At 69.8% G+C, this 24,803-nt stretch carries 22 protein-coding genes; 11 read left to right on the top strand and 11 right to left on the bottom strand.

Features of this window, described 5'->3' with window-relative positions; all coding sequences use genetic code 11:
• Window positions 1–6: 6 nt before the first annotated feature.
• Both SGFS_RS42665 and SGFS_RS42670 read right to left on the bottom strand, forming a co-directional pair.
• The gene (locus SGFS_RS42665) at window positions 7–1,188 is read right to left on the bottom strand and encodes a 3-dehydroquinate synthase II family protein (protein WP_286257733.1); all 1,182 of its coding nucleotides are present in this window, start codon (window positions 1,186–1,188) and stop codon (window positions 7–9) included.
• Entirely contained in the window at window positions 1,185–2,024 is an 840-nt protein-coding gene (locus tag SGFS_RS42670; RefSeq protein WP_434028145.1) for a 2-amino-3,7-dideoxy-D-threo-hept-6-ulosonate synthase, read from the bottom strand. The genes SGFS_RS42665 and SGFS_RS42670 overlap by 4 nt, the downstream gene beginning before the upstream one ends.
• Window positions 2,025–2,495: 471 nt before the next feature.
• Here SGFS_RS42670 and SGFS_RS42675 point away from each other — a divergent pair, with 471 nt between their 5' ends.
• The gene (locus tag SGFS_RS42675; RefSeq protein ID WP_286257736.1) at window positions 2,496–3,848 is read left to right on the top strand and encodes an MFS transporter; all 1,353 of its coding nucleotides are present in this window, start codon (window positions 2,496–2,498) and stop codon (window positions 3,846–3,848) included.
• Between the two features lie 151 nt (window positions 3,849–3,999).
• On the opposite strand, the gene pgl is transcribed toward SGFS_RS42675, so the two are convergent.
• From pgl to tkt, 5 genes are read right to left on the bottom strand one after another with little or no spacing between them, the layout of a single operon-like run.
• Window positions 4,000–4,782, bottom strand: coding sequence for a 6-phosphogluconolactonase (gene pgl / locus SGFS_RS42680; protein WP_286257738.1), 783 nt, complete (start codon window positions 4,780–4,782; stop codon window positions 4,000–4,002).
• Window positions 4,779–6,068, bottom strand: coding sequence for a glucose-6-phosphate dehydrogenase assembly protein OpcA (opcA, locus tag SGFS_RS42685; RefSeq protein WP_286257740.1), 1,290 nt, complete (start codon window positions 6,066–6,068; stop codon window positions 4,779–4,781). Before opcA ends, pgl begins: the two co-directional genes overlap by 4 nt.
• Window positions 6,065–7,588, bottom strand: a complete 1,524-nt coding sequence (zwf, locus tag SGFS_RS42690; RefSeq protein WP_286257741.1) for a glucose-6-phosphate dehydrogenase — start codon at window positions 7,586–7,588, stop codon at window positions 6,065–6,067. The genes opcA and zwf overlap by 4 nt, the downstream gene beginning before the upstream one ends.
• A 5-nt stretch (window positions 7,589–7,593) precedes the next feature.
• Window positions 7,594–8,712, bottom strand: coding sequence for a transaldolase (tal, locus tag SGFS_RS42695; RefSeq protein ID WP_286257743.1), 1,119 nt, complete (start codon window positions 8,710–8,712; stop codon window positions 7,594–7,596).
• A gap of 36 nt (window positions 8,713–8,748) precedes the next feature.
• Window positions 8,749–10,836 (bottom strand): transketolase, encoded by a 2,088-nt coding sequence (gene tkt, locus SGFS_RS42700; RefSeq protein WP_286257745.1) that lies wholly within the window; start codon window positions 10,834–10,836, stop codon window positions 8,749–8,751.
• Window positions 10,837–11,211: 375 nt separating this feature from the next.
• Here tkt and SGFS_RS42705 point away from each other — a divergent pair, with 375 nt between their 5' ends.
• From SGFS_RS42705 to SGFS_RS42720, 4 genes are all read left to right on the top strand, one after another.
• Window positions 11,212–12,168 carry a heme o synthase gene (locus SGFS_RS42705; protein ID WP_286257746.1) on the top strand — a complete coding sequence of 319 codons (957 nt, stop codon included), beginning with the start codon at window positions 11,212–11,214 and terminating at the stop codon, window positions 12,166–12,168.
• Window positions 12,169–12,354: 186 nt separating this feature from the next.
• Window positions 12,355–12,723, top strand: coding sequence for a hypothetical protein (locus SGFS_RS42710; RefSeq protein WP_286257748.1), 369 nt, complete (start codon window positions 12,355–12,357; stop codon window positions 12,721–12,723).
• 60 nt (window positions 12,724–12,783) lie between these two features.
• The gene (locus tag SGFS_RS42715) at window positions 12,784–14,139 is read left to right on the top strand and encodes an amidohydrolase family protein (RefSeq protein WP_286257749.1); all 1,356 of its coding nucleotides are present in this window, start codon (window positions 12,784–12,786) and stop codon (window positions 14,137–14,139) included.
• A 17-nt stretch (window positions 14,140–14,156) separates the two neighbouring features.
• Window positions 14,157–14,909 carry a DUF4111 domain-containing protein gene (locus SGFS_RS42720; protein WP_286257751.1) on the top strand — a complete coding sequence of 251 codons (753 nt, stop codon included), beginning with the start codon at window positions 14,157–14,159 and terminating at the stop codon, window positions 14,907–14,909.
• A gap of 19 nt (window positions 14,910–14,928) precedes the next feature.
• Here the strand turns inward: SGFS_RS42720 and SGFS_RS42725 are convergent, their stop codons facing one another.
• The 4 genes from SGFS_RS42725 to SGFS_RS42740 all read right to left on the bottom strand — a co-directional run bounded on the left by SGFS_RS42725 (window position 14,929) and on the right by SGFS_RS42740 (window position 18,849).
• On the bottom strand, window positions 14,929–15,945 hold the full coding sequence (locus SGFS_RS42725; RefSeq protein WP_286257752.1) for a COX15/CtaA family protein: 1,017 nt from the start codon (window positions 15,943–15,945) through the stop codon (window positions 14,929–14,931).
• A gap of 96 nt (window positions 15,946–16,041) precedes the next feature.
• Window positions 16,042–16,809, bottom strand: a complete 768-nt coding sequence (locus SGFS_RS42730; RefSeq protein WP_286257753.1) for an ABC transporter permease — start codon at window positions 16,807–16,809, stop codon at window positions 16,042–16,044.
• A 272-nt stretch (window positions 16,810–17,081) separates the two neighbouring features.
• A complete protein-coding gene (locus SGFS_RS42735) occupies window positions 17,082–18,005 on the bottom strand; it encodes an ABC transporter ATP-binding protein (RefSeq protein WP_286257754.1) in 924 nt (307 codons plus the stop codon).
• A gap of 31 nt (window positions 18,006–18,036) precedes the next feature.
• On the bottom strand, window positions 18,037–18,849 hold the full coding sequence (locus SGFS_RS42740; protein ID WP_286257756.1) for an AAC(3) family N-acetyltransferase: 813 nt from the start codon (window positions 18,847–18,849) through the stop codon (window positions 18,037–18,039).
• Between the two features lie 161 nt (window positions 18,850–19,010).
• Between SGFS_RS42740 and SGFS_RS42745 the strand changes: the two genes are divergently transcribed.
• The 6 genes from SGFS_RS42745 (at window position 19,011) to SGFS_RS42770 (ending at window position 24,788) form a co-directional block, all read left to right on the top strand.
• Window positions 19,011–19,763 carry a helix-turn-helix transcriptional regulator gene (locus SGFS_RS42745; RefSeq protein WP_286257757.1) on the top strand — a complete coding sequence of 251 codons (753 nt, stop codon included), beginning with the start codon at window positions 19,011–19,013 and terminating at the stop codon, window positions 19,761–19,763.
• A complete protein-coding gene (sufB, locus tag SGFS_RS42750; protein WP_286257758.1) occupies window positions 19,760–21,184 on the top strand; it encodes a Fe-S cluster assembly protein SufB in 1,425 nt (474 codons plus the stop codon). The genes SGFS_RS42745 and sufB overlap by 4 nt, the downstream gene beginning before the upstream one ends.
• 62 nt (window positions 21,185–21,246) lie before the next feature.
• Window positions 21,247–22,428: a Fe-S cluster assembly protein SufD gene (sufD, locus tag SGFS_RS42755; protein ID WP_286257759.1), complete on the top strand. Its 1,182-nt coding sequence runs from the start codon at window positions 21,247–21,249 to the stop codon at window positions 22,426–22,428.
• Complete coding sequence (locus tag SGFS_RS42760; protein ID WP_286257760.1) at window positions 22,428–22,763, top strand: non-heme iron oxygenase ferredoxin subunit; 336 nt, start codon at window positions 22,428–22,430, stop codon at window positions 22,761–22,763. Before sufD ends, SGFS_RS42760 begins: the two co-directional genes overlap by 1 nt.
• Window positions 22,764–22,770: 7 nt before the next feature.
• The gene (sufC, locus tag SGFS_RS42765) at window positions 22,771–23,535 is read left to right on the top strand and encodes a Fe-S cluster assembly ATPase SufC (protein WP_286257762.1); all 765 of its coding nucleotides are present in this window, start codon (window positions 22,771–22,773) and stop codon (window positions 23,533–23,535) included.
• Entirely contained in the window at window positions 23,532–24,788 is a 1,257-nt protein-coding gene (locus SGFS_RS42770) for a cysteine desulfurase (RefSeq protein ID WP_286257763.1), read from the top strand. The genes sufC and SGFS_RS42770 overlap by 4 nt, the downstream gene beginning before the upstream one ends.
• The last annotated feature ends 15 nt before the right edge of the window (window positions 24,789–24,803 follow it).

Below are 24,803 nucleotides of genomic sequence, written 5' to 3' on the forward strand. Positions count from 1 at the left end.
CGGCCCTCAGACCTCCTTGCAGAACTCGCCGATGGGCAGGCCCACATGGCGCTTGTCCTGGGCCAGATAGCCGAGCAGCTCGTCACCGGCCTGGAGTTCGGTGACGTTGAGGACCTTGCCGCCGGGGCCGAGCACCCGTACGTGCCAGTCGTCCTGCACGGTCAGGCTGACCAGCCGTCCGTCCTCGGCGTGCGTACGGATCTCCAGGAGCGGCCTGGATTCCAACTTCGCTCTCCCAACGACGACACGCCGGGTCCGCCCGTCGGCGCCCACCGCGAGCAGGGCGCTGCCGGAGCCGACCTCGCTGAGGTAGTTGGTGCGGTTGTCGGGGCCGAGCGTGTACGAGTGCAGGGCACCGGCGTTGACCCGGAACGGCCGCGTCGGCATGTACGGCAGCGGATGCGTCTCGCTGCAGCAGAGCACGAACCCGGAGGAGTACGAGCCCACGAGGATGCCCTCGTCCTCCTCGAAGTGCGAGCAGGTGTCCACACAGACCCGGTCGCCGAGCCCGACGTGCCGGATGCTCTCCACGGTCAGCGTCGACATCTCCAGCTGGGGCGTGGTGGCCTCCAGCAGCCGGGCCAGCGCGAACACGTCGTCGGCTCCACGGGGCGTGAACAGGATGCCGTCCGAGCCGCGCTCCAGGACGTCGAAGACGATGGCCGCCTCTTCGAGGTCGGCGACGACGGTCACCAGCTTCCCCTCGGCGGACTCGGCCGCCGCGAGCACGATCTCCAGCGGGATCTTCGTCGGGTCCGCGAAGTGGATGACCGTGTACGGCAGCACCATGGCGCCGGCGCAGGACAGGCGCAGGGTGCGGTCGTCCCGTACGTCGATGTAACCGGTCATAGGGGTTACGGTGGCCGCGCGGTTCTCCGCGGCGAGGGCGTCCAGCTCGTCCTGGGTGGTGAACTTGCGCAGCAGGAGGTCGATGCCGGTGCCGGGCTTGGCCTCCTTGGCGTTGGCGGAGTCCTTCGCCGGGTCCTTGGCCTCCTTGTCGGCCTTCTTCACGGGGGCCGCGGACGGGCCGCCGGGGACCAGCACCCGGGTCACGGTCGGCGGCAGCGTCGCGAGGAGTTCGGCGTCGGCGGAGAGCACTCCGGCCATCCGGGTGTGGACGGCCGCGTCCACCACCGCCTGGAGCTGCGGACGGGGGACTTCACGGAGATCGATCCATGCGAACCTCATGCGACACCTGCCACGATCGTCGTCGAGTAGTTGGTCATGCTCATGTCTTCGGCCATGCCCTTGGCCAGGTCGCCGTCGGTGCCGGAGTGCACGACCGCGGCGAGCCGGGCGACCAGGGAGGCGGGGGAGGGGGCCGAGAAGATCCGGCGGCCGACGGCCAGTCCCCGGCAGCCGGAGGCCATCACGGCCCGGCCGTACTCGATGAGGTCGGAGCCGTCCGGGGGGCCGCCGGCGGCCAGGACGGGGATGGGGCTGTGGGCCACGACCTCGGCCATCCGCTCCAGCGGCAGGGCCACGGAGGTCTTCACCATGTCGGCGCCCAGGTCCGCGGCGACGTTGACGATGTGCGCGAGGAGCGCGGGGTCGTGCGGATTGTCGATCCGGGGGCCCCGGGGGTAGACCATCGCGATCAGCGGCATGCCCCACGTGTCGCAGGAGCGGGCGACCGCGCCGAGGTCGGCGAGCTGCCGGGACTCGGTGTCCGAGCCGATGTTCACATGGACGCTGACCGCGTCCGCGCCGAGCGTCACCGCCTCCTCGACATCGCCCACCAGCACTTTGGCGTCGACGTCGGTGGCACAGGCCGTACTGGCGCTCAAGTGCACCACCAGGGCGCAGGATTTGAGGATGTCCGGCGCGAGGCCACGGGCGCGCCCTTTGTGGACGATGATCCCGTCCGCCCCGCCCGCGACCAGTGCGCGCAACAGGTCGTCCCATTGGCCGGCCGGGGCCACGGGGCCGTCCGAGACGCTGTGATCCAGCGGGATCAGCAAGTGCCGATTGTCACCGGCCAACGAAAGTCTTCTTAAGCGTAATGGCTTGCCAGTTTTCAGCACGGGTAATGCGCCTTCCCAGCGTGGAGGCCGCATTTCAGAAAGTCGAACCGCGGCATCCCGTTGCGGTCTCCATGTCCGAAAAACGATGGTCGTAGAACTTTCAAGTTCTCTCGGGGCGTCAGCATTCCGTGCGTGATCACGAGTTGGCAAGGCGTGACGGCGGGCAAATTTTTATACGGAAACCCGCATGAATATTGACAGCTGTTTGACAGGGAAGGCTGGGTTGACGGTCTGCGGGTGCGGTGTTCGGGGGAAGTTATGCAAAAAGTGGCGAGGTAGTTGGTGTGTCTGCTCTGTGTGTATTTCGCCGTCCGGCGCGGGTCCGAATAATCGTGGCGACGGGAGTTCCTTGTGGAAATCGAATTTGCGGGCCTAGGGTGACAGGCGCACTCCGGTTCGTGTTACATGCGTGGCCGTCCCCATCTGGCCTCGGATTCTTCGTAATCCGGGCGTACCGGAAGTGAGCCCCCCATGCCCGAATTCCCTGCCAAAACCATGACCGAGACCGTCGGCCCCAGACCGGGCGAGTTACCGCCGCTGGAAGTGCGCGGCAAGGCGTCACGGATCGCCGTGGCGAGCCTGATCGGCACCACGATCGAGTACTACGACTTCGCCGTGTACGGCACGGCCTCGGCGCTCGTCCTCGGTCCCGCCTTCTTCCCTTCCGGCAACGCCACGGTCTCCTCCCTGGCCGCGTTCCTCACCTTCGCCGCGGCCTTCCTCTCCCGCCCGCTCGGCGTCGCCCTGTTCGGCACGATCGGCGACCGCCTCGGCCGCAGACGGGCCCTGGTCGCCTCGCTCCTCCTCATGGGCCTCGCCACGGTCGGCGTGGGCCTCCTCCCCACGTACGAGACCGCCGGACTCCTGGCCCCCGTCCTGCTCGTGACACTCCGTCTGCTGCAGGGCGTGAGCATGGGCGGCGAATGGGGCGGCGCGGTGCTCCTCGCCGCCGAGCACGCCCCGCCCGGGCGCCGCGCGCTCTACGCGGCCATCCCGCAGACGGGACCCTCGCTCGGCTTCCTGCTCTCCAGCGCGGTCATCCTGCCGACGCTCAACCTCGCCGGCCGCGACGGCTTCGCCGACTGGGCGTGGCGTGTTCCGTTCCTGCTCAGCGCGGTGCTGGTCATGATCGGGCTGTGGGTGCGGACGACGGTGGAGGAGTCACCGGTGTTCGCCGAGTCGGCGGCCCGTACGAATCGGCCACCGGTGTCCCGCTTCCCGCTCGGCACGCTGGTCATGCGGTACCCCGGGCGACTGCTGCTCGGCACCGGCGCGGCGATCGGCGGCTCGGCCGTGTACTACCTGACGATCGTCTACAGCCTGTCGTACGGGCCGAAGGCGCTCGGGATCCCGCAGAACACGATGCTGACGGCGGCGAGTGTGGGGGCCGCGGCCGGGATCGCGATCACGCTGCCGGTGGCGCGGCTGGCCGACCGGGTGGGCCGCCGTCCCGTGATGCTGACCGGCGCCGTCGGGTGTGTGGTCTGGGCGGTTCCCATGTACGCGTCCCTCAGCTCGCGCAACGCCTTTGTGATCACCGGGGCGTACACGGTCGGGCTGATGCTGCTCGCGTTGATGTTCTCGCCGGTGGCGGCGTTCCTGTCGGAGCTGTTTCCCGCGCGGCTGCGGTACACCGGGGCGTCCGCCGCGTTCATTCTGGCCAACACGCTGGGCGGCGGCTTCGCGCCACTGGTGGCGACGTGGCTGAACAGCCAGTGGTCGTCGCCGTTGGTGCTGGGCTTCTACACGGGTGCGTTGTGTCTGTTGAGCCTGCTGTGCCTGATGGCGCTGCCGGAGACGCGGGAAGCGGAGTTCGACAGCTGAGGTCGTGTTCTCGCCCCGATTGCGCGTAAGAGCTCGGGGGTGCGTCCGGTCGGCGAGTGCGGGATCGGCGTGGTTGCTCGTGCGGTTCCCCGCGGCCCCTTCAGGGACCTCGGGGAACCGCACGACAAGCCCTCACCGGCCCGCAGCTCCCTCAGGGCGAAGCCGGCGGATACAACGACCGCGGCAGCTGCGATGCCGCCGCCGCGTCCAGCAGCCACAGGGTCCGCGCCCTGCCGTACGCCCCGGCCGCCGGAGCCTGGATCTCCCCGGCCCCCGACAGCGCGATCGCCGCGGCCTGCGCCTTGTCCGCCCCGGCCGCCAGCAGCCACACCTCACGCGCCGCCCGAATCGCCGGCAACGTCAGTGACACCCGGTTCGGTGGCGGCTTCGGCGCACCACGCACCCCGACCGCCGTCCGCTCGGTCTCCCGCACCGCGGGCAACTCGGGGAACAGCGAGGCCACATGGGTGTCCGGCCCGACCCCGAGCATCAGCACGTCGAACGTCGGCACGGAGCCATGGTTCTCAGGCCCCGCCGCCCGTGCCAGCTCCTCCGCGTACGCCGCGGCCGCCGCGTCCACATCGCTGCCGTACGGACCGTCCGACGCGGGCATCGCGTGCACCCGCTTCGGGTCGAGCGGTACCGAGTCCAGCAGCGCCTCACGGGCCTGCGTGACATTCCGCTCCGGGTCGCCCTCGGGCAGGAACCGCTCGTCGCCCCACCACAGGTCGAGCCGCGCCCAGTCGATGGCGTCCCGGGCGGGGGCGGCCGCCAGCGCGGCCAGCAGGCCGTTGCCGTTGCGGCCACCCGTGAGGACCACCGACGCGTAGCCGCGCGAGGCCTGCGCGTCCACGATCTTCGTGATCAGCCGGGCCGCCGCGGCCTGCGCCATCAGCTCCTTGTCGCGATGCACGACCAGCTGCGGGGTGCTCACGGCGCGGCCGCCTTCTTCACGGGAGGCATCTGAGCGGGAGTGGGCCGATCGGAGTCACCGTCATCGTCACCGTCGCTGGAAGACGCCGACGAAGACGCCGACGAAGACGCGGACGAAGACGCCGACGAAGACGCCGAGGACGCCGACGTAGAGCCCGACGACACCGCAGGCGGCAGCGCGAGCGCCGACGCCCGAGCCGCCCCCTCGTCATCACCCGACCCGGGCACCGTATCCGTCAGCCCACTGGCCAGATACCCGCCCAGCGAGCCCCCCGGCGAACTCACCGAAGAGCTCCCCAAGGTGCTCCCCGACGAACTCACCGAAGGGCTCCCCGAAGAACTCACCGAAGAGCTCCCCAGCGCACTCCCCAACCGATCCACCCCGAACCGCAACGCCGACGCGTACGTGTCATCGGGGTCCAGCCGCCGCAACTCCTCCGCCAGCAGCTCCGACGTCTCACGCCGCTTCAGCGCGACCGCCCGGTCCGGCTGGTCCTCCAGCGTGAGCGTGGCGAGGCCACCGTCCGGCCGCCGCAACGTGATGGGCCCGCAGCTCGTCCGCATCCGCACCTCGGTGAGGCCCGGACCGGCCGACACTCCCCGCCGCACATGCACATGCAGCCGGTCCGCCAGCCACATCGCCAGCAGTTCGACGCTGGGGTTGTACTGCTCGCCCTCCACTTCCGCGGAGATGACCTCGCAGCTCACCTGGTCGAGCGCGGCGGCCAGCATGGAGCGCCACGGAGTGATCCGGGTCCAGGCGAGATCCGTGTCGCCGGGCTCGTAGTTGTCGGCGCGGGCCTTCAGCTCGTCGACGGGCTTCTCGGTCGCGTAGCTGTCCGTCACCCGGCGCTGGGCGAGCGCGCCCAGCGGGTCCCGGGCCGGGTCCAGCGGCGCGTTGACCGGCCACCACACCACGACCGGCGCGTCCGGCAGCAGCAGCGGCAGGACCACCGACTGGGCGTGGTCCGCGACCTCGCCGTACAGCCGGAGGATCACCGTCTCGCCGGTGTTCGCGTCCGCGCCCACCCGCACCTCGGCGTCGAGCCGGGACTGCGTGCGGTCGCGGGGCCCGCGGGAGACGCGCTTGATGACCACGATCGTGCGGGAGGGGTGTTCGCGGGAGGCGTCGTTGGCGGACTTGAGCGCGTCGTAGGCGTTCTCCTCGTCCGTCACGATGACCAGGGTGAGCACCATGCCGACGGCCGGGGTGCCGATCGCTCGGCGGCCCTTGACCAGCGCCTTGTTGATCTTGCTGGCGGTGGTGTCCGTGAGGTCTATCTTCATGGCCGGCGCCAGCTCCGTCCCTCGCGTGCGAGCATTTCGTCCGCCTCGACCGGGCCCCAGGTGCCCGCCCCGTACTGGGCGGGTGTGCCGTGCTTGTCCCAGTACTCCTCGATCGGGTCGAGGATCTTCCAGGACAGCTCGACCTCCTCGGTGCGTGGGAAGAGGTTGGAGTCGCCGAGGAGGACGTCCAGGATGAGGCGTTCGTAGGCCTCGGGGCTGGACTCCGTGAAGGACTCGCCGTAGGCGAAGTCCATGGACACGTCCCGGATCTCCATCGAGGTGCCCGGCACCTTGGAGCCGAAGCGGACCGTCACGCCCTCGTCCGGCTGGACGCGGATGACGATCGCGTTCTGGCCGAGTTCCTCGGTGGCGGTCTGGTCGAAGGGGGAGTGGGGAGCGCGCTGGAAGACCACCGCGATCTCCGTCACCCGGCGGCCGAGGCGCTTGCCCGTCCGCAGATAGAACGGCACTCCGGCCCAGCGCCGGTTGTCGACCTCCACCTTGATCGCCGCGTACGTGTCGGTCTTCGACTGGCGGTCGATGCCGTCCTCTTCGAGGTAGCCGATGACCTTCTCGCCGCCCTGCCAGCCGGCCGCGTACTGCCCGCGCACGGTGTCCCGGCCCAGGTCCTTCGGCAGCCGTACGGCGCCCAGCACCTTCGTCTTCTCGGCGGCCAGCGCGTCCGCGTCGAAGGAGGCGGGCTCCTCCATCGCGGTCAGCGCCATCAGCTGAAGGAGGTGGTTCTGGATGACGTCACGGGCCGCGCCGATGCCGTCGTAGTAACCGGCCCGGCCGCCGATGCCGATGTCCTCGGCCATCGTGATCTGAACGTGGTCCACGAAGGACCGGTTCCAGATCGGCTCGAACATCGTGTTGGCGAAGCGGAGCGCCAGAATGTTCTGGACGGTCTCCTTGCCCAGGTAGTGGTCGATACGGAAGACCTGGTCCGGGGCGAAGACCTCGTGGACGACCTTGTTGAGGTCCTCCGCGGACTCCAGGTTGTGGCCGAACGGCTTCTCGATGACCGCGCGGCGCCAGGACCCGCTCGACTGGTCCGCCAGACCGTGCTTCTTCAGCTGCTGGATGACGACGGGGAACGCGGACGGCGGCACGGAGAGGTAGAAGGCGAAGTTGCCGCCCGTACCCTGCGCCTTGTCCAGCTCTTCGATGGTGTCGCGCAGTCGCTTGAAAGCCTCGTCGTCGTCGAAGGTGCCCTGGACGAAGCGCATCCCCTGGACGAGCTGCTGCCAGACCTCCTCACGGAACGGCGTACGGGCGTGCTCCTTGACCGCGTCGTGGACCTCCTGCGCGAAGTCCTCGTGCGCCCACTCCCGGCGTGCGAAGCCGACGAGCGAGAAGCCCGGCGGCAGCAGTCCGCGGTTGGCGAGGTCGTACACGGCAGGCATCAGCTTTTTGCGTGACAGATCGCCTGTGACACCGAAGATCACCAGGCCCGACGGCCCCGCGATACGCGGGAGCCGTCGGTCCGCGGCGTCACGCAGCGGATTGCTGCTCGACAAGGTGTTCAGCCCTCCGAGGGTGCGAGGCGCTCCAGCTCCGCCTCGGTCGACTTGAGCAGGTCGTTCCAGGACGCCTCGAACTTCTCGACGCCCTCGTCCTCCAGCAGCTGGACCACGTCGTCGTACCGGATCCCGAGCTTCTCCACCGCGTCCAGCTCGGCACGCGACTGCTCGTAGGTCCCGGCGACGGCGTTGCCCCTGATCTCGCCGCTCTCGGCGGTGGCCTCCAGCGTGGCCTCCGGCATGGTGTTCACGGTGTTCGGCGCGACCAGCTCGTCGACGTACAGCGTGCTCTTGTACGCCGGGTCCTTCACACCGGTCGAGGCCCACAGCGCGCGCTGCTTGTTGGCGCCCGCGTTCTCCAGCGAGCTCCAGCGCTCGGTCGAGAAGACCTCCTCGTACGCCTGGTAGGCGAGGCGCGCGTTGGCGACGCCGGCCTTGCCGCGCGCGGCCTTGGCCTCGTCGGTGCCCAGCGCGTCCAGCCGCTTGTCGATCTCGGTGTCCACGCGGGACACGAAGAAGGACGCCACCGAGTGGATCTTGGAGAGGTCCAGGCCGCGGTCGCGCGCCTTCTCCAGACCGGACAGGTAGGCGTCCATGACCTCGCGGTAGCGCTCCAGCGAGAAGATCAGCGTGACGTTGACGCTGATGCCGAGGCCGATGACCTCGGTGATCGCGGGCAGGCCCGCCTTCGTCGCCGGGATCTTGATCAGGGTGTTGGGACGGTCGACCAGCCAGGCCAGCTGCTTGGCCTCGGCGATCGTCGCCTTGGTGTTGTGGGCCAGCCGCGGGTCGACCTCGATGGAGACCCGGCCGTCCTGGCCGCCGGTCGCGTCGAAGACCGGGCGCAGGATGTCGGCGGCGTCACGGACGTCCGCCGTCGTGATCATCCGGATCGCCTCGTCCACGGTGACCTTGCGGGCGGCGAGGTCGGCGAGCTGCTGCTCGTAGCCGTCACCGCTGCTGATCGCCTTCTGGAAGATCGAGGGGTTGGTGGTGACACCCACGACGTGCTGCTGGTCGATCAGCTCGGCGAGGTTGCCGGACGTGATGCGCTTGCGCGACAGGTCGTCCAGCCAGATCGCTACGCCCTCCTCGGAGAGGCGCTTGAGTGCGTCTGCCATGGGAAATCAAACTCCTACTTGTCGTATATACGAGCGTCAGCGCTGGGTGGCCGCGAGGGATTCCCGCGCGGCGGCGGCCACGTTCTCGGCAGTGAAGCCGAACTCGCGGAAGAGGACCTTGCCGTCGGCCGAAGCGCCGAAGTGCTCCAGCGAAACGATGCGACCGGCGTCACCGACGTACCGGTGCCAGGTCAGACCGATACCGGCCTCGACCGCGACCCGCGCCTTGACGGACGGCGGCAGAACGCTGTCCCGGTACCCCTGGTCCTGCTCCTCGAACCACTCCACCGACGGCATGGACACGACCCGCGTGGGCACGCCCTCCGCCTGGAGCGCCTCGCGCGCCTCCACGGCCACATGCACCTCGGAGCCGGTGGCGATCAGCACCACCTGGGCGTCGCCGCCGTCGGCCTCGAAGAGGACGTAACCACCCTTGGCGGCACCCTCGTTGGCCTCGTACGTCGGCACCCCCTGACGGGTCAGCGCCAGGCCGTGCGGGGCGCCCTTGCCGAACTCCTTGGTCCAGCGCCTGAGGATCTCGCGCCAGGCGATCGCCGTCTCGTTGGCGTCGGCCGGGCGGACCACGTTCAGGCCCGGGATCGCGCGCAGCGAGGCCAGGTGCTCGACCGGCTGGTGCGTCGGGCCGTCCTCGCCGAGACCGATGGAGTCGTGCGTCCACACGTACGTCACCGGCAGGTGCATCAGGGCCGACAGACGGACCGCGTTGCGCATGTAGTCGGAGAACACGAGGAACGTGCCGCCGAAGACACGGGTGTTGCCGTGCAGCGTGATGCCGTTCATCTCCGCGGCCATGGCGTGCTCGCGGATACCGAAGTGGATCGTGCGGCCGTACGGGTTCGCCTCCGGCAGCGGGTTGTCCGCGGGGAGGAACGACGACGTCTTGTCGATCGTCGTGTTGTTCGAGCCCGCGAGGTCGGCGGAGCCGCCCCACAGCTCGGGGATGACGGCACCCAGCGCCTGCAGCACCTTGCCGGACGCGGCACGGGTGGCGACACCCTTGCCCGCCTCGAACACCGGCAGCCGCGACTCCCAGCCCTCGGGCAGCTCGCCCGCGCTGATCCGGTCGAACTCGGCGGCCCGCTCGGCGTTGCCGTCGCGCCACTCCTGGAGCTGCTTCTCCCAGGCGGCCCGGGCCTCACGGCCCCGCTCGCCGAGGGCGCGCGTGTGACCGATGACGGCCTCGGAGACCTCGAAGTGCTTCTCGGGGTCGAAGCCGAGGACCCGCTTGGTGGCCGCGACCTCGTCCTCGCCGAGCGCCGAGCCGTGCGCGGCCTCGGTGTTCTGCGCGTTCGGGGCGGGCCAGGCGATGATCGAACGCATCGCGATGAACGACGGCCTGTCCGTGACCGCCTTCGCGGCCTCGACCGCCTCGTACAGCGCGACCGGGTCGAGGTCGCCGTTCTCCTTGGGCTCGACGCGCTGCACATGCCAGCCGTACGCCTCGTACCGCTTGGTGACGTCCTCGGAGACGGCCGTCTCCGTGTCGCCCTCGATCGAGATGTGGTTGTCGTCCCACAGCAGCACGAGGTTGCCGAGCTTCTGGTGACCGGCCAGCGAGGACGCCTCGGCGGAGATGCCCTCCTGGAGGCAGCCGTCACCGGCGATCACGAAGATGTGGTGGTCGAACGGGGACTCGCCGACGGCGGCCTCCGGGTCGAACAGACCGCGCTCGTAGCGGGCGGCCATGGCCATGCCCACGGCGTTGGCGACACCCTGGCCGAGCGGCCCGGTCGTCGTCTCGACGGCCTTGGTGTGCCCGTACTCGGGGTGGCCCGGGGTCTTCGAGCCCCAGGTGCGGAAGGACTCCAGGTCCTCCAGCTCCAGCCCGAAGCCGCCCAGGTACAGCTGGACGTACAGGGTCAGGGAGGAGTGGCCCGCGGACAGGACGAACCGGTCACGGCCCACCCAGTCGGGGTCGGCGGGGTCGTGGCGCATCACCTTCTGGAAGAGGGTGTACGCGGCGGGTGCGAGGCTCATCGCCGTACCCGGATGGCCGTTGCCGACCTTCTGTACGGCGTCGGCGGCCAGGACTCGGGCGGTGTCGACGGCCCGCTGGTCCAACTCGGTCCACGCGAGGTCTGTAGTGGTCGGCTTGGTGCTCACCCTGGGTCAGGGCTCCTCTCCACATGTTTGGTGCCGGCGCTCTTCGGGGCGCCGACCGCAGTCGAGCCTACCCCTGTGACAACGCGCATTTTTTCGAGTCATTCCAGACTGCCGGGACGGTCCCCGATCCGCCTCCCGACGGTGATTCCGCATGGTGAGACCAGGGGGTTCCGTTGGTTCGACATCTGAATACGGAGCCGCTCATCCGACTGCTCAACCGAAGTGTGTTCGGCTCACCGCGCGGTGCCTCCCAACACGACCCCACCCCCTTGAAAGGCTGGCTCTGGGCAACGTCTACAGTGGCGTGGTACGCGCGAGCCGTCACGGGGAGTTCACAACCGGAGGCTTGCTGAGGAGTCTCTGTCAGGGGTGTGCGTGACGGCCGTCGAATCCCGTCCACCGGGAGTGCTCGGGGCGAGCAGCACGAGCAACAGCCGGGGTCAGCGGCCGATCGGGGCCCGCGTCAAGGCGTTCGTGGCGCTGACGAAGCCGCGGATCATCGAACTGCTGCTGATCACCACCGTTCCGGTGATGTTCCTGGCCGAACAGGGCGTCCCGGACCTCTGGCTGGTGATCGCCACCTGCGTCGGCGGCTACCTCTCGGCGGGCGGCGCCAACGCGCTCAACATGTACATCGACCGCGACATCGACGCCCTGATGGAGCGCACCTCGCAGCGCCCGCTGGTGACCGGGATGGTCACCCCGCGTGAGGGTCTGGTCTTCGGCATCACCCTCGCCGTCGTCTCCACCCTCTGGTTCGGCGTCCTCGTCAACTGGCTGTCGGCCTGGCTGTCGCTCGGAGCGCTCCTCTTCTACGTCGTCGTCTACACGATGATCCTCAAACGGCGTACGTCACAGAACATCGTCTGGGGCGGCATCGCCGGCTGCATGCCGGTCCTCATCGGCTGGTCCGCCGTCACGAACTCGATGTCCTGGGCCGCCGTCATCCTCTTCCTCGTCATCTTCTTCTGGACCCCGCCGCACTACTGGCCGCTGTCGATGAAGGTGAAGGACGACTACGCCCGCGTCGGCGTCCCCATGCTCCCGGTGGTCGCCTCCAACAAGGTGGTCGCCCGGCAGATCGTCCTCTACAGCTGGGTGATGGTCGCCGTCTCCCTGCTGCTGACCCCCCTCGGCTACACCGGCTGGTTCTACACCTCGGTCGCCCTGGTGACCGGCGGCTGGTGGCTCTGGGAGGCGCACGCGCTCCAGAACCGCGCGAAGGGGGGCGTGACCGGCGGGAAGCTCAAGGAAATGCGCCTGTTCCACTGGTCGATCACGTACGTGTCGCTCCTGTTCGTGGCCGTGGCGGTCGACCCCTTCCTCCGCTGAGGCCGAGCACACAGCCCCGCGCCCTTCAAGGGCGCGGGGCTGTGTCGATCCGTGGCTCCGCCGCGCGGGCGCGAGCAACCACGAACAACCCGCACACGCCCGGCCACAGCAAGGCGAAACGGTGAGTGGCCAACCCCACTCACCCGCCCGTCGCCGCACGGCATACCCATCGGTAGCATCCTGACCATGGCAGACACCAAGCAGGTAGACGAGGCCACGGACGCCAAGGCGGACCCGAAGGCGGCCGCGAAGGCCGAGCGCAAGGCGGCCAGACTCGCCAAGCAGATCGCCGCCTTCGCCAAGGCCCACGGCGGCGCCGAGGCCCAGGTCGCCTACATCGGCGAGCGCGGCACCCGCATCGTGCTCGTCGGCGAGGACGGCGGCTGGGGCGACCTCGTGGCCCCGACCCACGCCATCGCCGAGCAGGCCGTGCGGAAAGCCGGCGTCACCGTGCACGAGGACTTCGACGGTGAGTTCGCGGCGAAGGTGAAGACCGGCCCCTACGAGTGGTCGCGCATGGCCGGCATCCAGGTCGGCGGCCCCAGCAACACCTGAGGCCCGTTCTCCCGTTAGGACCTGACGACAAGCGCAGCGTCCAGTCGCGGGAGCCCGGTCATGATCGAAACGCCGTCCCTGGTGGACCAGTACTGCCATGGCGTTCTCCGTACGGAGCTGGGTCTCGGCACCTTCGAGGCCCAGCTCGCCCGCTCGGAGGGACCTCCGGCGGCCGGTACGACCTTCTTCGACACCCAGACCGGCTTCGCGGTACGCCGCTGGTGCCCGCCCCTGCTCGGTCTTGAACCCCACTGCACGCCCGCCCGCTATCTCGCCCGCCGCCGCGAACTGGGCGTCCTGGAGTCGGGCCGCAGACTGCTGCGGGGCAGCGGCATCACCACCTATCTCGTCGACACCGGACTGCCCGGCGACCTCACCGGACCGGACGAGATGGCCTCCACGGGGAACGCCGACGCCCACGAGATCGTCCGCCTCGAACTCCTCGCCGAACAGGTCGCCGACACCTCCGGCACCGTCGAGTCCTTCCTCGCCAACCTCGCCGAGTCGGTGCACGCGGCCGCCGCCGGCGCCGTGGCCTTCGCATCCGTGGCGGGCGTACGGCACGGTCTGGCGCTCGCGCCCGAACCGCCGGGCCCGGGGGAGGTGCGCGGCGCCGCCGGCCGCTGGCTGGCGCACCGCCCGGTCGGCGGCAGCCTCACCGACCCGGTCCTCCTACGGCATCTGCTGTGGATCGCCGTCGCCTCCGGGCGCCCCCTGCAGCTCCACGCGGGCCTGGGGCGTGTTGCGAAAGTCCCGCCTGCCCCACGACGCCTGGCACACTCCCCCGCTCTCGGCTTCGCCCGAGCGGGAGGGATCCCCGCCGCCGGACCGGGCGAAAGCCCAAGTACGTCCCGTACGGGGGCTTCCGCCCGGCACACCGGGAGCACGCTCCCCCACTCTCGGCTGCCCTCGAGCGGGGAGACCCCCATGACGCCGCAGGGCCCGCACTCCGGGTGGACGACGGGACTTCCGCGATACGCCCTGGACGCCCCCACCCCGCGCATCGACCACACCGACCCCGTCCTGCTCACCGACTTCGCCCGTGCCACCGCCGGTCTCGGCACCGACCTGGTCCTGCTGCACGGCTACCCGTACCACCGCCACGCCGCCCACCTCGCCGCAGCCTTCCCGCACGTCTACGCCGACCTGGGCGCCGAACTGGTCCGCACCGGCGCCCGGGCCACCGGCGTACTCGCCGAGGTCCTGGAACTGGCCCCCTTCGGCAAGCTCCTCTTCTCCAGCGGCGCCGGCGGTCTGCCCGAGCTGCACGTGGTCGGGGCCCGGCTGTTCCGTGAGGCGCTGGCACGGGTGCTGGGCACCTGGGTGGCGGAGGGCGCCTGGTCCCTCGCGGACGCGCAACGCGTGGCGGGACTCATCGCGGCGGGGAACGCACGGCGGGTGTACGGGCTGGAGTAGATGTCCAGACTCAGTTCATGACCCACAGTGACGCGACCGTCGCCTTACTCGACCGCTTCCTCGACGAGCTGCACGACCTGGCCCCCGTCGCCGTATGGGCACACGGCTCACTCGGCGGCGGCGACTACCAGCAGGGCCGCAGCGACCTCGATCTGATCGCGGTCCTCAGGGGCCCGATCACCCCGAGCACGGTCTGGCGGGTGGCATCCCTGCACGCCCGCCTGCGTGCCGATCCGCTGGCCGACAAGCTGCACTGCACCTATCTGACCCCCGGCACGGCGGCGGACGTCGAACGCCGGCACCTCACCCGGGCGCGCAAGCAGCTGTTCAAACGGCCGGTCGGTCCGGTCGCCCGGCGCGAGCTGCACACCTTCGGGCTGGTCCTGCACGGCGAGGCAGTCAAGGAGCTGCTGCCGCCGGTCTCGGACGGTGACCTCGCCGAGTCCGTCGTCCAGGAGCAGTGGGAGTGGCGGCTCGAACTCGCCGAGGCCGCCCGCTGGCACAACGACCTCTGGGTGGACCTCGGCCTGCTCACCCACGCCCGCGCCCTGGTCACCCTCTCCGAAGGACGGCTGATCACGAAGCGGGAGGCCCTGGACCTGCTGCCCACGCTGGGCGCGCCCGTCGAGGTGGTCGAGGACATCGAGCGGCGACGGTACGAGGGCCCGGGCGACCGGCCGCCGAGCGAGGAGTGGACCGCCCGGCGGAGCGCCCTGACCAGGGAGTACCTCGGCCCGGCGATCGACGCCCTCGTACGGACGTACGGCTGAGGCGGGTACGCGCGGCGGCTCAGGCGTTGGTGGCGACCGGCGTCTCGGCCGCCGCCGGGGCGGGGACCTCCGACGCCTCGGCCCCCGGCCGCTCCCGCAGGGAGAGCAGCACCCGGAGGGTCGCGATCCACACCAGGCAGGAGCCGAGCATATGGGCGCCGACCAGCACCTCGGGGAGATCGGTGAAGTACTGGACGTAGCCCACGGCGCCCTGGGCGAGGAGAACCAGGAACAGGTCGCGGGTGCGGCTCAGGGGGCCGCGCGGGGCGTCGACCGCCTTGAGGACGAACCACAGGGCGAACGTCAGCGTCACCACGATCCAGGCCAGCACGGCGTGCAGCTTGGTGACGCTCTCCCAGTCCAGCGGGATGCGCTCGACCTCGCTGGAGTCGCCGGCGTGCGGGCCCGCGCCGGTGACGACCGTACCCACCGCGATCAGCAGGACGGTCGCGCCCACCAGGAACCACACCAGCTGCTGCACCGCCTTGCCGACCAGCGGACGCGGCTCGGTGTCGCCCTCGCGGGTCCGCTGCCACATCACCGTGGCGACGGCGATCAGCGCGGTGGAGAGCAGGAAGTGCGCGGCCACCGTGTACGGGTTGAGGCCGACGAGCACGACGATCCCGCCGAGCACCGCGTTGCCCATGACCACCCAGAACTGCGCCCAGCCGAGCCGGGTCAGGCCCCGCCGGTACGGCTTCTCCGAGCGCGCGGCGATGATCGCCCAGCCGACCGCCGCGCACAGCACGTACGTCAGCATGCGGTTGCCGAACTCGATGTAGCCGTGGACGCCCATCGCACGGGTCGCGGTGAGCGAGTCGTCGGTGCACTTGGGCCAGGTCGGGCAGCCGAGGCCGGACCCCGTCAGCCGTACGGCACCGCCGGTGACCACGATGACCACCGCCATGACGAGCGCGGCGAGGGCCGCCCGCCGGACCGTTCTGGGGTCCGGGGTCCAGCGTTCGGCGATGAAGGCGAGCGGGTTGCGCGCAGCGGATACGACGTCGGCGCGGGTCACGTTTGGCACGCGCACCATGGTAGGCGGACCGCTTGTGCACGTATTCACGAGGGGGCGGCCTCGGCCGTGCCCCGCCTGTGACCTGCGCGTACTGTGGCCCGAGCCCGCTCCCGCCTACTCCCAGCGGAAGAGGCGCGCGGCGGCGCCGAGCCCGAGCACGGCCCAGCCGGCCAGGATGCCGAGGTCGCCCCACGGCATGCCCGCGCCGTGCTGGAGCACATCCCGCAGACCGTCCGACAGGGCGGCGATCGGCAGCAGCCCGAGCACGCTCTGCGCCGCGTCCGGGAACTTGTCCAGCGGCACCACGACCCCGCCGCCCACGAGCAGCAGCAGGAAGACCAGGTTCGCGGCGGCCAGCGTCGCCTCGGCCTTGAGGGTCCCGGCCATCAGGAGCCCGAGCCCCGAGAAGGCCGCCGTGCCGAAAACCAGGAGCAGGAGTACGGCCAGGGGGTTGCCGTGCGGCGACCAGCCCATCGCGAAGGCGATCACCGTGAGCAGCACGACCTGGAGGACCTCGGTGACCAGCACGGACAGCGTCTTCGCGGTCATCAGGCCCCAGCGGGGCAGCGGCGAGACCGCGAGCCGCTTCAGCACGCCGTAGCGGCGCTCGAAGCCGGTGGCGATGGCCTGGCCGGTGAACGCGGTCGACATCACGGCGAGCGCGAGGATGCCCGGCGCCAGGAAGTCGACCGCCTTGCCCTTGCCCGTGTCGACGATGTCCACCGAGCCGAACAGCACCAGCAGCAGGGTCGGGATGACGACGGTCAGAAGCAGCTGCTCGCCGTTGCGCAGCAGCATCTTCGTCTCCAGGACCGCCTGCGCCGCGATCATGCGGGGGAGGGGGGCGGCGCCCGGCTTCGGCGCGTACGTACCCGTGCTCATGAACGCAGCTCCTTGCCGGTCAGCTCCAGGCTGTGTCTTCCCGGGGGACGCCCCCCGGACCTCCGGCAGAGGGTGGTCGTGGCCGGAATCATGAACGCAGCTCCTTGCCGGTCAGCTCCAGGCTGTGTCTTCCCGGGGGACGCCCCCCGGACCCCCGGCAGAGGGTGGTCGTGGCCGGAATCATGAACGCAGCTCCTTGCCCGTCAGCTCCAGGCTGTGTCTTCCCGGGGGACGACCCCCGGACCCCCGGCAGAGGGTGGTCGTGGCCGGAATCATGAACGCAGCTCCTTGCCCGTCAGCTCCAGAAAAACGTCTTCGAGGGTGTGCCGTTCCACCGAGATCCTGTCCGGCATCACCCCGTGCTGGGCGCACCACGACGTGACGGTCGCGAGGAGCTGCGGGTTGATTTTGCCGCCCACGCGGTAGACGCCCGGGGTCAGCTCGTCGGCGGTGCAGTCCGCGGGGAGGGCCTTGAGCAGGGAGGCGACGTCGAGGGCCGGGCGGCCGGTGAAGCGCAGGGTGTTCTCGGCCCCGCCGCGGCACAGCTCCTCGGGGGAGCCCTGGGCTATGACCCGGCCCGCGTCGATGATCGCCACGTCGTCGGCCAGCTGCTCGGCCTCGTCCATGTAGTGCGTGGTCAGGATGACGGAGACCCCGTCCGCCCGCAGGTCCCGTACGAGGTCCCAGGTCGCCCGGCGGGCCTGTGGGTCGAGGCCCGCGGTCGGCTCGTCCAGGAACACCAGCTCGGGGCGCCCCACCACGGCCATCGCGAGGGCGAGCCGCTGCTGCTGGCCGCCGGAGAGCCGACGGTACGTCGTCCGGCCGCAACTGCCGAGCCCCAGGCGCTCGATGAGGGCGTCCACGTCGAGGGGGTGGGCGTGCAGCTTGGCCACATGGCGGAGCATCTCGTCGGCGCGGGCGCCGGAGTAGACGCCACCGGACTGGAGCATCACGCCGATCCGGGGGCGCAGGGCCGAGGCCTCGCGGACCGGGTCGAGGCCGAGGACGCGGACCGTGCCGTCGTCGGGCTTGCGGTACCCCTCGCAGGTCTCGACGGTGGTGGTCTTGCCCGCGCCGTTGGGGCCGAGCACGGCGGTTGTGCCCGCCCGGGCCACCAGGTCGAGGCCGTTCACCGCGGTCTTCTCGCCGTACCGCTTCACCAGGGCCTGGACCTGGACCACGGGGTCACTTCGCATGGTCGCCAAGTCTAGGTACGCGGCCGGAGGCTCAGGCGGGCGGGTGCTGAAACTCCTCCTCACGGGGGCGGTGCAGCGCCAGCCACCGCTCCGCGTACGCCACCGCGTCCGCCAATGGGAAGAGCCGTACGTCGGCAGCGCCCACCCGGCCCCGTACGACGGGACGGTCGCGTTCGAAGTCGTGGCCCAGTTCGTCGAAGCGGTCCGAGGTGATCGACACCTCCGTCACCACCTCCCAGCCCGCCGGTCCCGGCCGACCCACCTTCGCCAGGGGCGACGGAATCCGGTACTCGGCCAGATGGAAGCCGGTGCAGCTGTCGTAACCGGCGCCGAGCAGGAGCACGCGCGCGCGGAGCCCCTCCAGACGGGCGAGCGGGCTGTGCTCGCCGAGGCCGCAGTCGAGGGCGTGCCCCTCGGTCACCTCCGCCGCGCGCGGGCCGACCGCGGCGAACGAGGTCTGCGGATGCGCGCTGCGCAGGGCGCCCGGCCAGGTCCGTACCGTCTCCGGGATCACCCCCATCCCGCGCGAGGGCGTGACGAGGGGGTCGTACACGGGCATCGTGGCGCGGATCGTCTCCCACCACTCCTCGGGCACCGGTGGACGTCCCCAGTCGGCCGGGTCGGAGAGGTCGCCGGACTGGGTGGGGACGACCAGCGTGCCGTCCGCGCCGAGGGCGTCGAGCAGTCCCTGGACCACCGCGACGGCACCTCCGCACACCCAGCCGAGCGAGCTGAGGGAGGAGTGGACGAGGAGGGTCTCGCCGCTGTGGACACCCAGCTCGCGGAGCTGCGTGGCGACGGTGTCCCGGGTGACAAGAGGGCCGGTCGGAGGGGGTGTGGGCATGGTTCGTCAGTGTCCTGGACGGGCCTTCGGCCCGCCACCCATTTGATCGATCAATGATCGTTTCCGCAGGTCATCTTAGGTATGCCTAAGTGATGCACGGCACCGCCGGGCGGTTCGGGCCCGGCTTGCCCGGTCCCGAGGAATTACGCAACAATGGCGTTGTGAAAAACGTCGGCGAGACTCGGGTGACCCCCACCGGGGCCCCTCAGGAGGAGCTCGCGACCGGGGAGCGCTCGACGCGCAACCGGGTCGCGCGGTCCATCCTGGACCACGGTCCGTCGACCGTCGCCGAGCTGGCCGGCCGACTGGGCCTCACCCAGGCGGCCGTACGGCGCCACCTCGACGCCCTGGTCGGTGACGACGTCGTCGAGGCCCGTGAGCAGCGGGTGTACGGGGCGCGTACGCGCGGCCGGCCCGCCAAGGTCTTCGTGCTCACCGACTGCGGCCGGGACGCCTTCGACCAGTCCTACGACAAGCTCGCCGCGGACGCCCTGCGCTGGATCCAGGAGCGGTTCGGCGGTGACGAGGCGGTCGTCGCCTTCGCACGCGCGAGGATCGCCGAGCAGGCCGCCGCCTACCGCGCGGCGATCGAGGCCGCCGCCCCCGAAGAGCGTACGGAGGCCCTGGCCAAGGCCCTGAGTGCCGACGGGTACGCTGCTACGGCGCGCAGTGCGCCCCTCCCGCAAAAGGGTGAGCAGCTGTGTCAGCACCACTGCCCCGTCGCCCATGTCGCGGAGAAGTTCCCGCAGCTCTGTGAGGCGGAGACCGAGATCTTCTCCCAACTGCTCGGGACGCACGTCCAGCGACTGGCGACCATCGCGCACGGTGACGGCGTCTGCACGACGTTCATCCCAAAGATTTCCCACACCACACATCACGCATCTGCAAGCACGGCCGGGAGGAACCCCGCATGACTCTCCCCATCGAGGAGACTGCCCACCCCGAGCTCGAGGGCCTGGGTAAGTACGAATACGGCTGGGCGGACTCCGACGAGGCCGGTGCCTCTGCCAAGCGCGGGATCAACGAGGACGTCGTCCGCGACATCTCCGGGAAGAAGAACGAGCCGGAGTGGATGACCAAGCTCCGTCTCAAGGGCCTGCGCCTGTTCGAGAAGAAGCCCATGCCGAACTGGGGCTCGGACCTGTCGGGCATCGACTTCGACAACATCAAGTACTTCGTGCGCTCCACGGAGAAGCAGGCGGAGTCCTGGGAGGACTTGCCCGAGGACATCAAGAACACGTACGACAAGCTCGGCATCCCGGAGGCGGAGAAGCAGCGCCTCGTCGCCGGTGTCGCGGCCCAGTACGAGTCCGAGGTCGTCTACCACCAGATCCGTGAGGACCTGGAGGAGCAGGGCGTCATCTTCCTCGACACCGACACCGCGCTGAAGGAGCACCCGGAGCTCTTCAAGGAGTACTTCGGCACCGTCATCCCGGTCGGCGACAACAAGTTCGCGTCGCTGAACACCGCGGTGTGGTCGGGCGGCTCCTTCATCTACGTGCCGAAGGGCGTGCACGTCGAGATCCCGCTCCAGGCCTACTTCCGTATCAACACGGAGAACATGGGCCAGTTCGAGCGGACCCTGATCATCGTCGACGAGGGTGCCTACGTGCACTACGTCGAGGGCTGTACGGCTCCGATCTACAAGTCGGACTCGCTGCACAGCGCCGTGGTCGAGATCATCGTCAAGAAGAACGCCCGCTGCCGTTACACGACCATCCAGAACTGGTCGAACAACGTCTACAACCTGGTCACCAAGCGCGCCGTGGCGTACGAGGGCGCGACCATGGAGTGGATCGACGGCAACATCGGCTCCAAGGTCACCATGAAGTACCCGGCCGTCTACCTGATGGGCGAGCACGCCAAGGGCGAGACCCTCTCCATCGCCTTCGCGGGCGAGGGGCAGCACCAGGACGCCGGCTCCAAGATGGTCCACATGGCACCGAACACCTCCTCCAACATCGTCTCCAAGTCGGTGGCGCGCGGTGGCGGTCGTACGTCCTACCGCGGTCTCGTCGAGATCGGCGAGGGCGCCCACGGCTCCAAGTCGAACGTGCTGTGCGACGCGCTGCTCGTCGACACCATCTCCCGCTCCGACACGTACCCCTACGTGGACGTCCGCGAGGACGACGTGTCCATGGGCCACGAGGCGACCGTCTCCAAGGTCTCCGAGGACCAGCTCTTCTACCTGATGAGCCGTGGTCTGAGCGAGTTCGAGGCGATGGCCATGATCGTGCGCGGCTTCGTCGAGCCCATCGCGAAGGAGCTGCCCATGGAGTACGCCCTCGAGCTCAACCGGCTGATCGAGCTGCAGATGGAAGGCGCGGTCGGTTAAGACCCGCACTCCGGACAACAGCTAGCGAAATCTGACGCAGGAAAGAGAGCAGACCGACAGCCATGGCTGAGGCTCAGAACATCCCGGTGGGGTCCACCACCGCCGGCTCGATCGCGGTGGCCGCCGAGTCGACCGTCGCCACGCGCATGAGCGCGCCCCCCTCGTTCGACGTGGCGGACTTCCCGGTCCCGCACGGCCGCGAGGAGGAATGGCGGTTCACCCCGCTGGAGCGGCTGCGCGGGCTGCACGACGGCACCGCCGTCGCCACCGGCGAGGGCGTGAAGGTCGACGTCCAGGCCCCCGAGGGCGTCATCGTCGAGGCCGTCGGCCGTGACGACGCGCGCCTCGGCAAGGCCGGCACCCCGGTGGACCGCATCGCCGCCCAGGCGTACTCCGCGTTCGAGAAGGCCGGCGTGGTCACCGTCCCCAAGGAGACGGTGCTCACCGAGCCCATCCGGATCGCGGTGCAGGGCGAGGGCGGGGTCGCCTTCGGCCACCAGGTGATCGAGCTGGGCGCCTTCGCCGAGGCCGTCGTCGTCATCGACCACACCGGTGACGCGGTGCTCGCCGCCAACATCGACTACATCCTGGGCGACGGCGCCAAGCTGACCGTCGTCTCGGTCCAGGACTGGGACGACAAGGCCGTGCACGTGGCCCAGCACAACGCGCTGATCGGCCGGGACGCCACCTTCAAGTCGTTCGTGGTCACCTTCGGCGGCGACGTCGTACGCCTCCACCCGCGCGTCGCCTACGCCGGCACCGGCGGCGAGGCCGAGCTGTTCGGCCTGTACTTCACGGACGCGGGCCAGCACCAGGAGCACCGCCTCCTCGTCGACCACAACACCCCGCACTGCAAGTCCAACGTCATGTACAAGGGCGCGCTCCAGGGTGACGGCGCCCACGCGGTGTGGATCGGCGACGTGCTGATCGAGGCCAAGGCCGAGGGCACCGACACCTACGAGATGAACCGGAACCTCGTCCTCACGGACGGCGCCCGGGTCGACTCGGTGCCGAACCTGGAGATCGAGACCGGCGAGATCGTCGGCGCCGGGCACGCCAGCGCCACCGGCCGCTTCGACGACGAGCAGCTTTTCTACCTGATGGCCCGCGGCATCCCGGCCGACGAGGCCCGTCGCCTGGTGGTCCGCGGCTTCTTCGCCGAGCTCGTCCAGCAGATCGGCGTCGACGACATCGAAGAGCGCCTTCTCGTGAAGATCGACGAGGAGCTGGAGGCGTCGGTCTGATGACCACCTTCGACCGTGCCCGTTTCGTCCGGGCCTGTGGGCTGAGCGAGCTGGAGGAGGACACCCCGAAGCGGGTGGAACTCGACGGCACGCCGGTCTCGGTCGTGCAGACCGAGGGGGAGGTGTTCGCCATCCACGACATCTGCTCGCACGCGAACGTCTCGCTCTCCGAGGGCGAGGTGGAGGACTGTCAGATCGAGTGCTGGCTGCACGGCTCCAGCTTCGACCTCCGCACCGGCAAGCCGTCCGGCCTTCCCGCGACGCGCCCCGTCCCCGTATACCCCGTAAAGATCGAAGGGGACGACGTGCTCGTCTCCCTCACCCAGGAGTCCTGAGGAACCCATGGCAACGCTTGAAATCCACGACCTGCACGTCACCGTCGAGGCCGACAACGCCACGAAGGAGATCCTCAAGGGCGTCGACCTCACCGTGAAGCAGGGCGAGACGCACGCCATCATGGGCCCCAACGGCTCCGGCAAGTCGACCCTCGCCTACTCCCTCGCGGGTCACCCGAAGTACACGATCACCGGCGGCACCGTGCTGCTCGACGGCGAGGACGTCCTGGAGATGTCCGTCGACGAGCGCGCCCGTGCCGGCCTGTTCCTCGCGATGCAGTACCCGGTCGAGGTCCCCGGTGTCTCGGTCTCCAACTTCCTGCGCACCTCCGCCACCGCCATCCGCGGCGAGGCCCCCAAGCTGCGCACCTGGGTGAAGGAGGTCAAGGAGGCCATGCAGCGCCTCAACATGGACCCCTCCTTCGCCGAGCGCAACGTCAACGAGGGCTTCTCCGGCGGTGAGAAGAAGCGCCACGAGATCCTCCAGCTCGAACTGCTCAAGCCGAAGGTCGCGATCCTCGACGAGACGGACTCCGGTCTGGACGTCGACGCCCTCCGGATCGTGTCGGAGGGTGTGAACCGGGTCCGTGAGACGGGCGAGGTCGGCACCCTGCTGATCACCCACTACACGCGCATCCTGCGCTACATCAAGCCCGACCACGTGCACGTCTTCTCCGGCGGCCGGATCGTCGAGTCGGGTGGCCCCGAGCTCGCCGACAAGCTGGAGAACGAGGGCTACGAGGCTTACACGAAGGGTGGCGCATCCGCGTGACACAGCTGCCGGGCCTCCTCGACACCGAGGCGCTCCGCAAGGACTTCCCCGTCCTGGACCGAGTGATCCACGACGGCAAGAAGCTCGTCTACCTGGACAACGCGGCGACCTCGCAGAAGCCGCGCCAGGTCCTGGACGCCCTGAACGAGTACTACGAGTGCTACAACGCCAACGTCCACCGCGGTGTGCATGTGCTCGCGGAGGAGGCCACGGCGCTGTACGAGGGTGCGCGCGACAAGGTCGCCGCGTTCATCAACGCGCCGAGCCGCGACGAGGTGATATTCACCAAGAACGCCTCCGAGTCGCTCAACCTCGTGGCGAACATGCTGGGCTGGGCCGACGAGCCCTACCGCGTGGACTCCGAGACCGAGATCGTGATCACTGAGATGGAGCACCACTCCAACATCGTGCCGTGGCAGCTGCTCTCGCAGCGCACGGGCGCGAAGCTGAAGTGGTTCGGCCTGACGGACGACGGCCGTCTCGACCTCTCGAACATCGACGAGATCATCACGGAGAAGACGAAGATCGTCTCCTTCGTGCTGGTGTCGAACATCCTCGGCACGGTGAACCCGGTCGAGGCGATAGTGCGCCGGGCGCAGGAGGTAGGCGCCCTGGTCTGCATCGACGCCTCGCAGGCCGCGCCGCACATGCCGCTGGACGTGCAGGCCCTCCAGGCCGACTTCGTGGCCTTCACCGGCCACAAGATGTGTGGCCCGACGGGCATCGGTGTCCTCTGGGGCCGCCAGGAGCTGCTGGAGGACCTGCCTCCGTTCCTGGGCGGCGGCGAGATGATCGAGACGGTGTCGATGCACTCGTCGACGTACGCCCCCGCCCCGCACAAGTTCGAGGCGGGCACCCCGCCGATCGCGCAGGCGGTCGGTCTGGGCGCGGCGATCGACTACCTGAACGCGATCGGCATGGACAAGATCCTCGCCCATGAGCACGCGCTCACCGAGTACGCGGTGAAGCGGCTGGCGGAGGTCCCCGACCTGCGGATCATCGGCCCGACGACGGCCGAGGACCGGGGCGCGGCGATCTCCTTCACGCTCGGTGACATCCACCCGCACGACGTGGGCCAGGTACTGGACGAGCAGGGCATCGCGGTCCGGGTCGGCCACCACTGCGCCCGCCCCGTGTGCCTGCGGTACGGAATTCCCGCGACCACGCGAGCGTCGTTCTATCTGTACTCCACGCCGGCCGAGATCGACGCTCTGGTCGACGGCCTGGAGCACGTTCGGAACTTCTTCGGCTGAGGGACGTGAGCTGAG

The sequence above is a fragment of the Streptomyces graminofaciens genome, from assembly GCF_030294945.1.
GTDB classification, from domain to species: domain Bacteria; phylum Actinomycetota; class Actinomycetes; order Streptomycetales; family Streptomycetaceae; genus Streptomyces; species Streptomyces graminofaciens.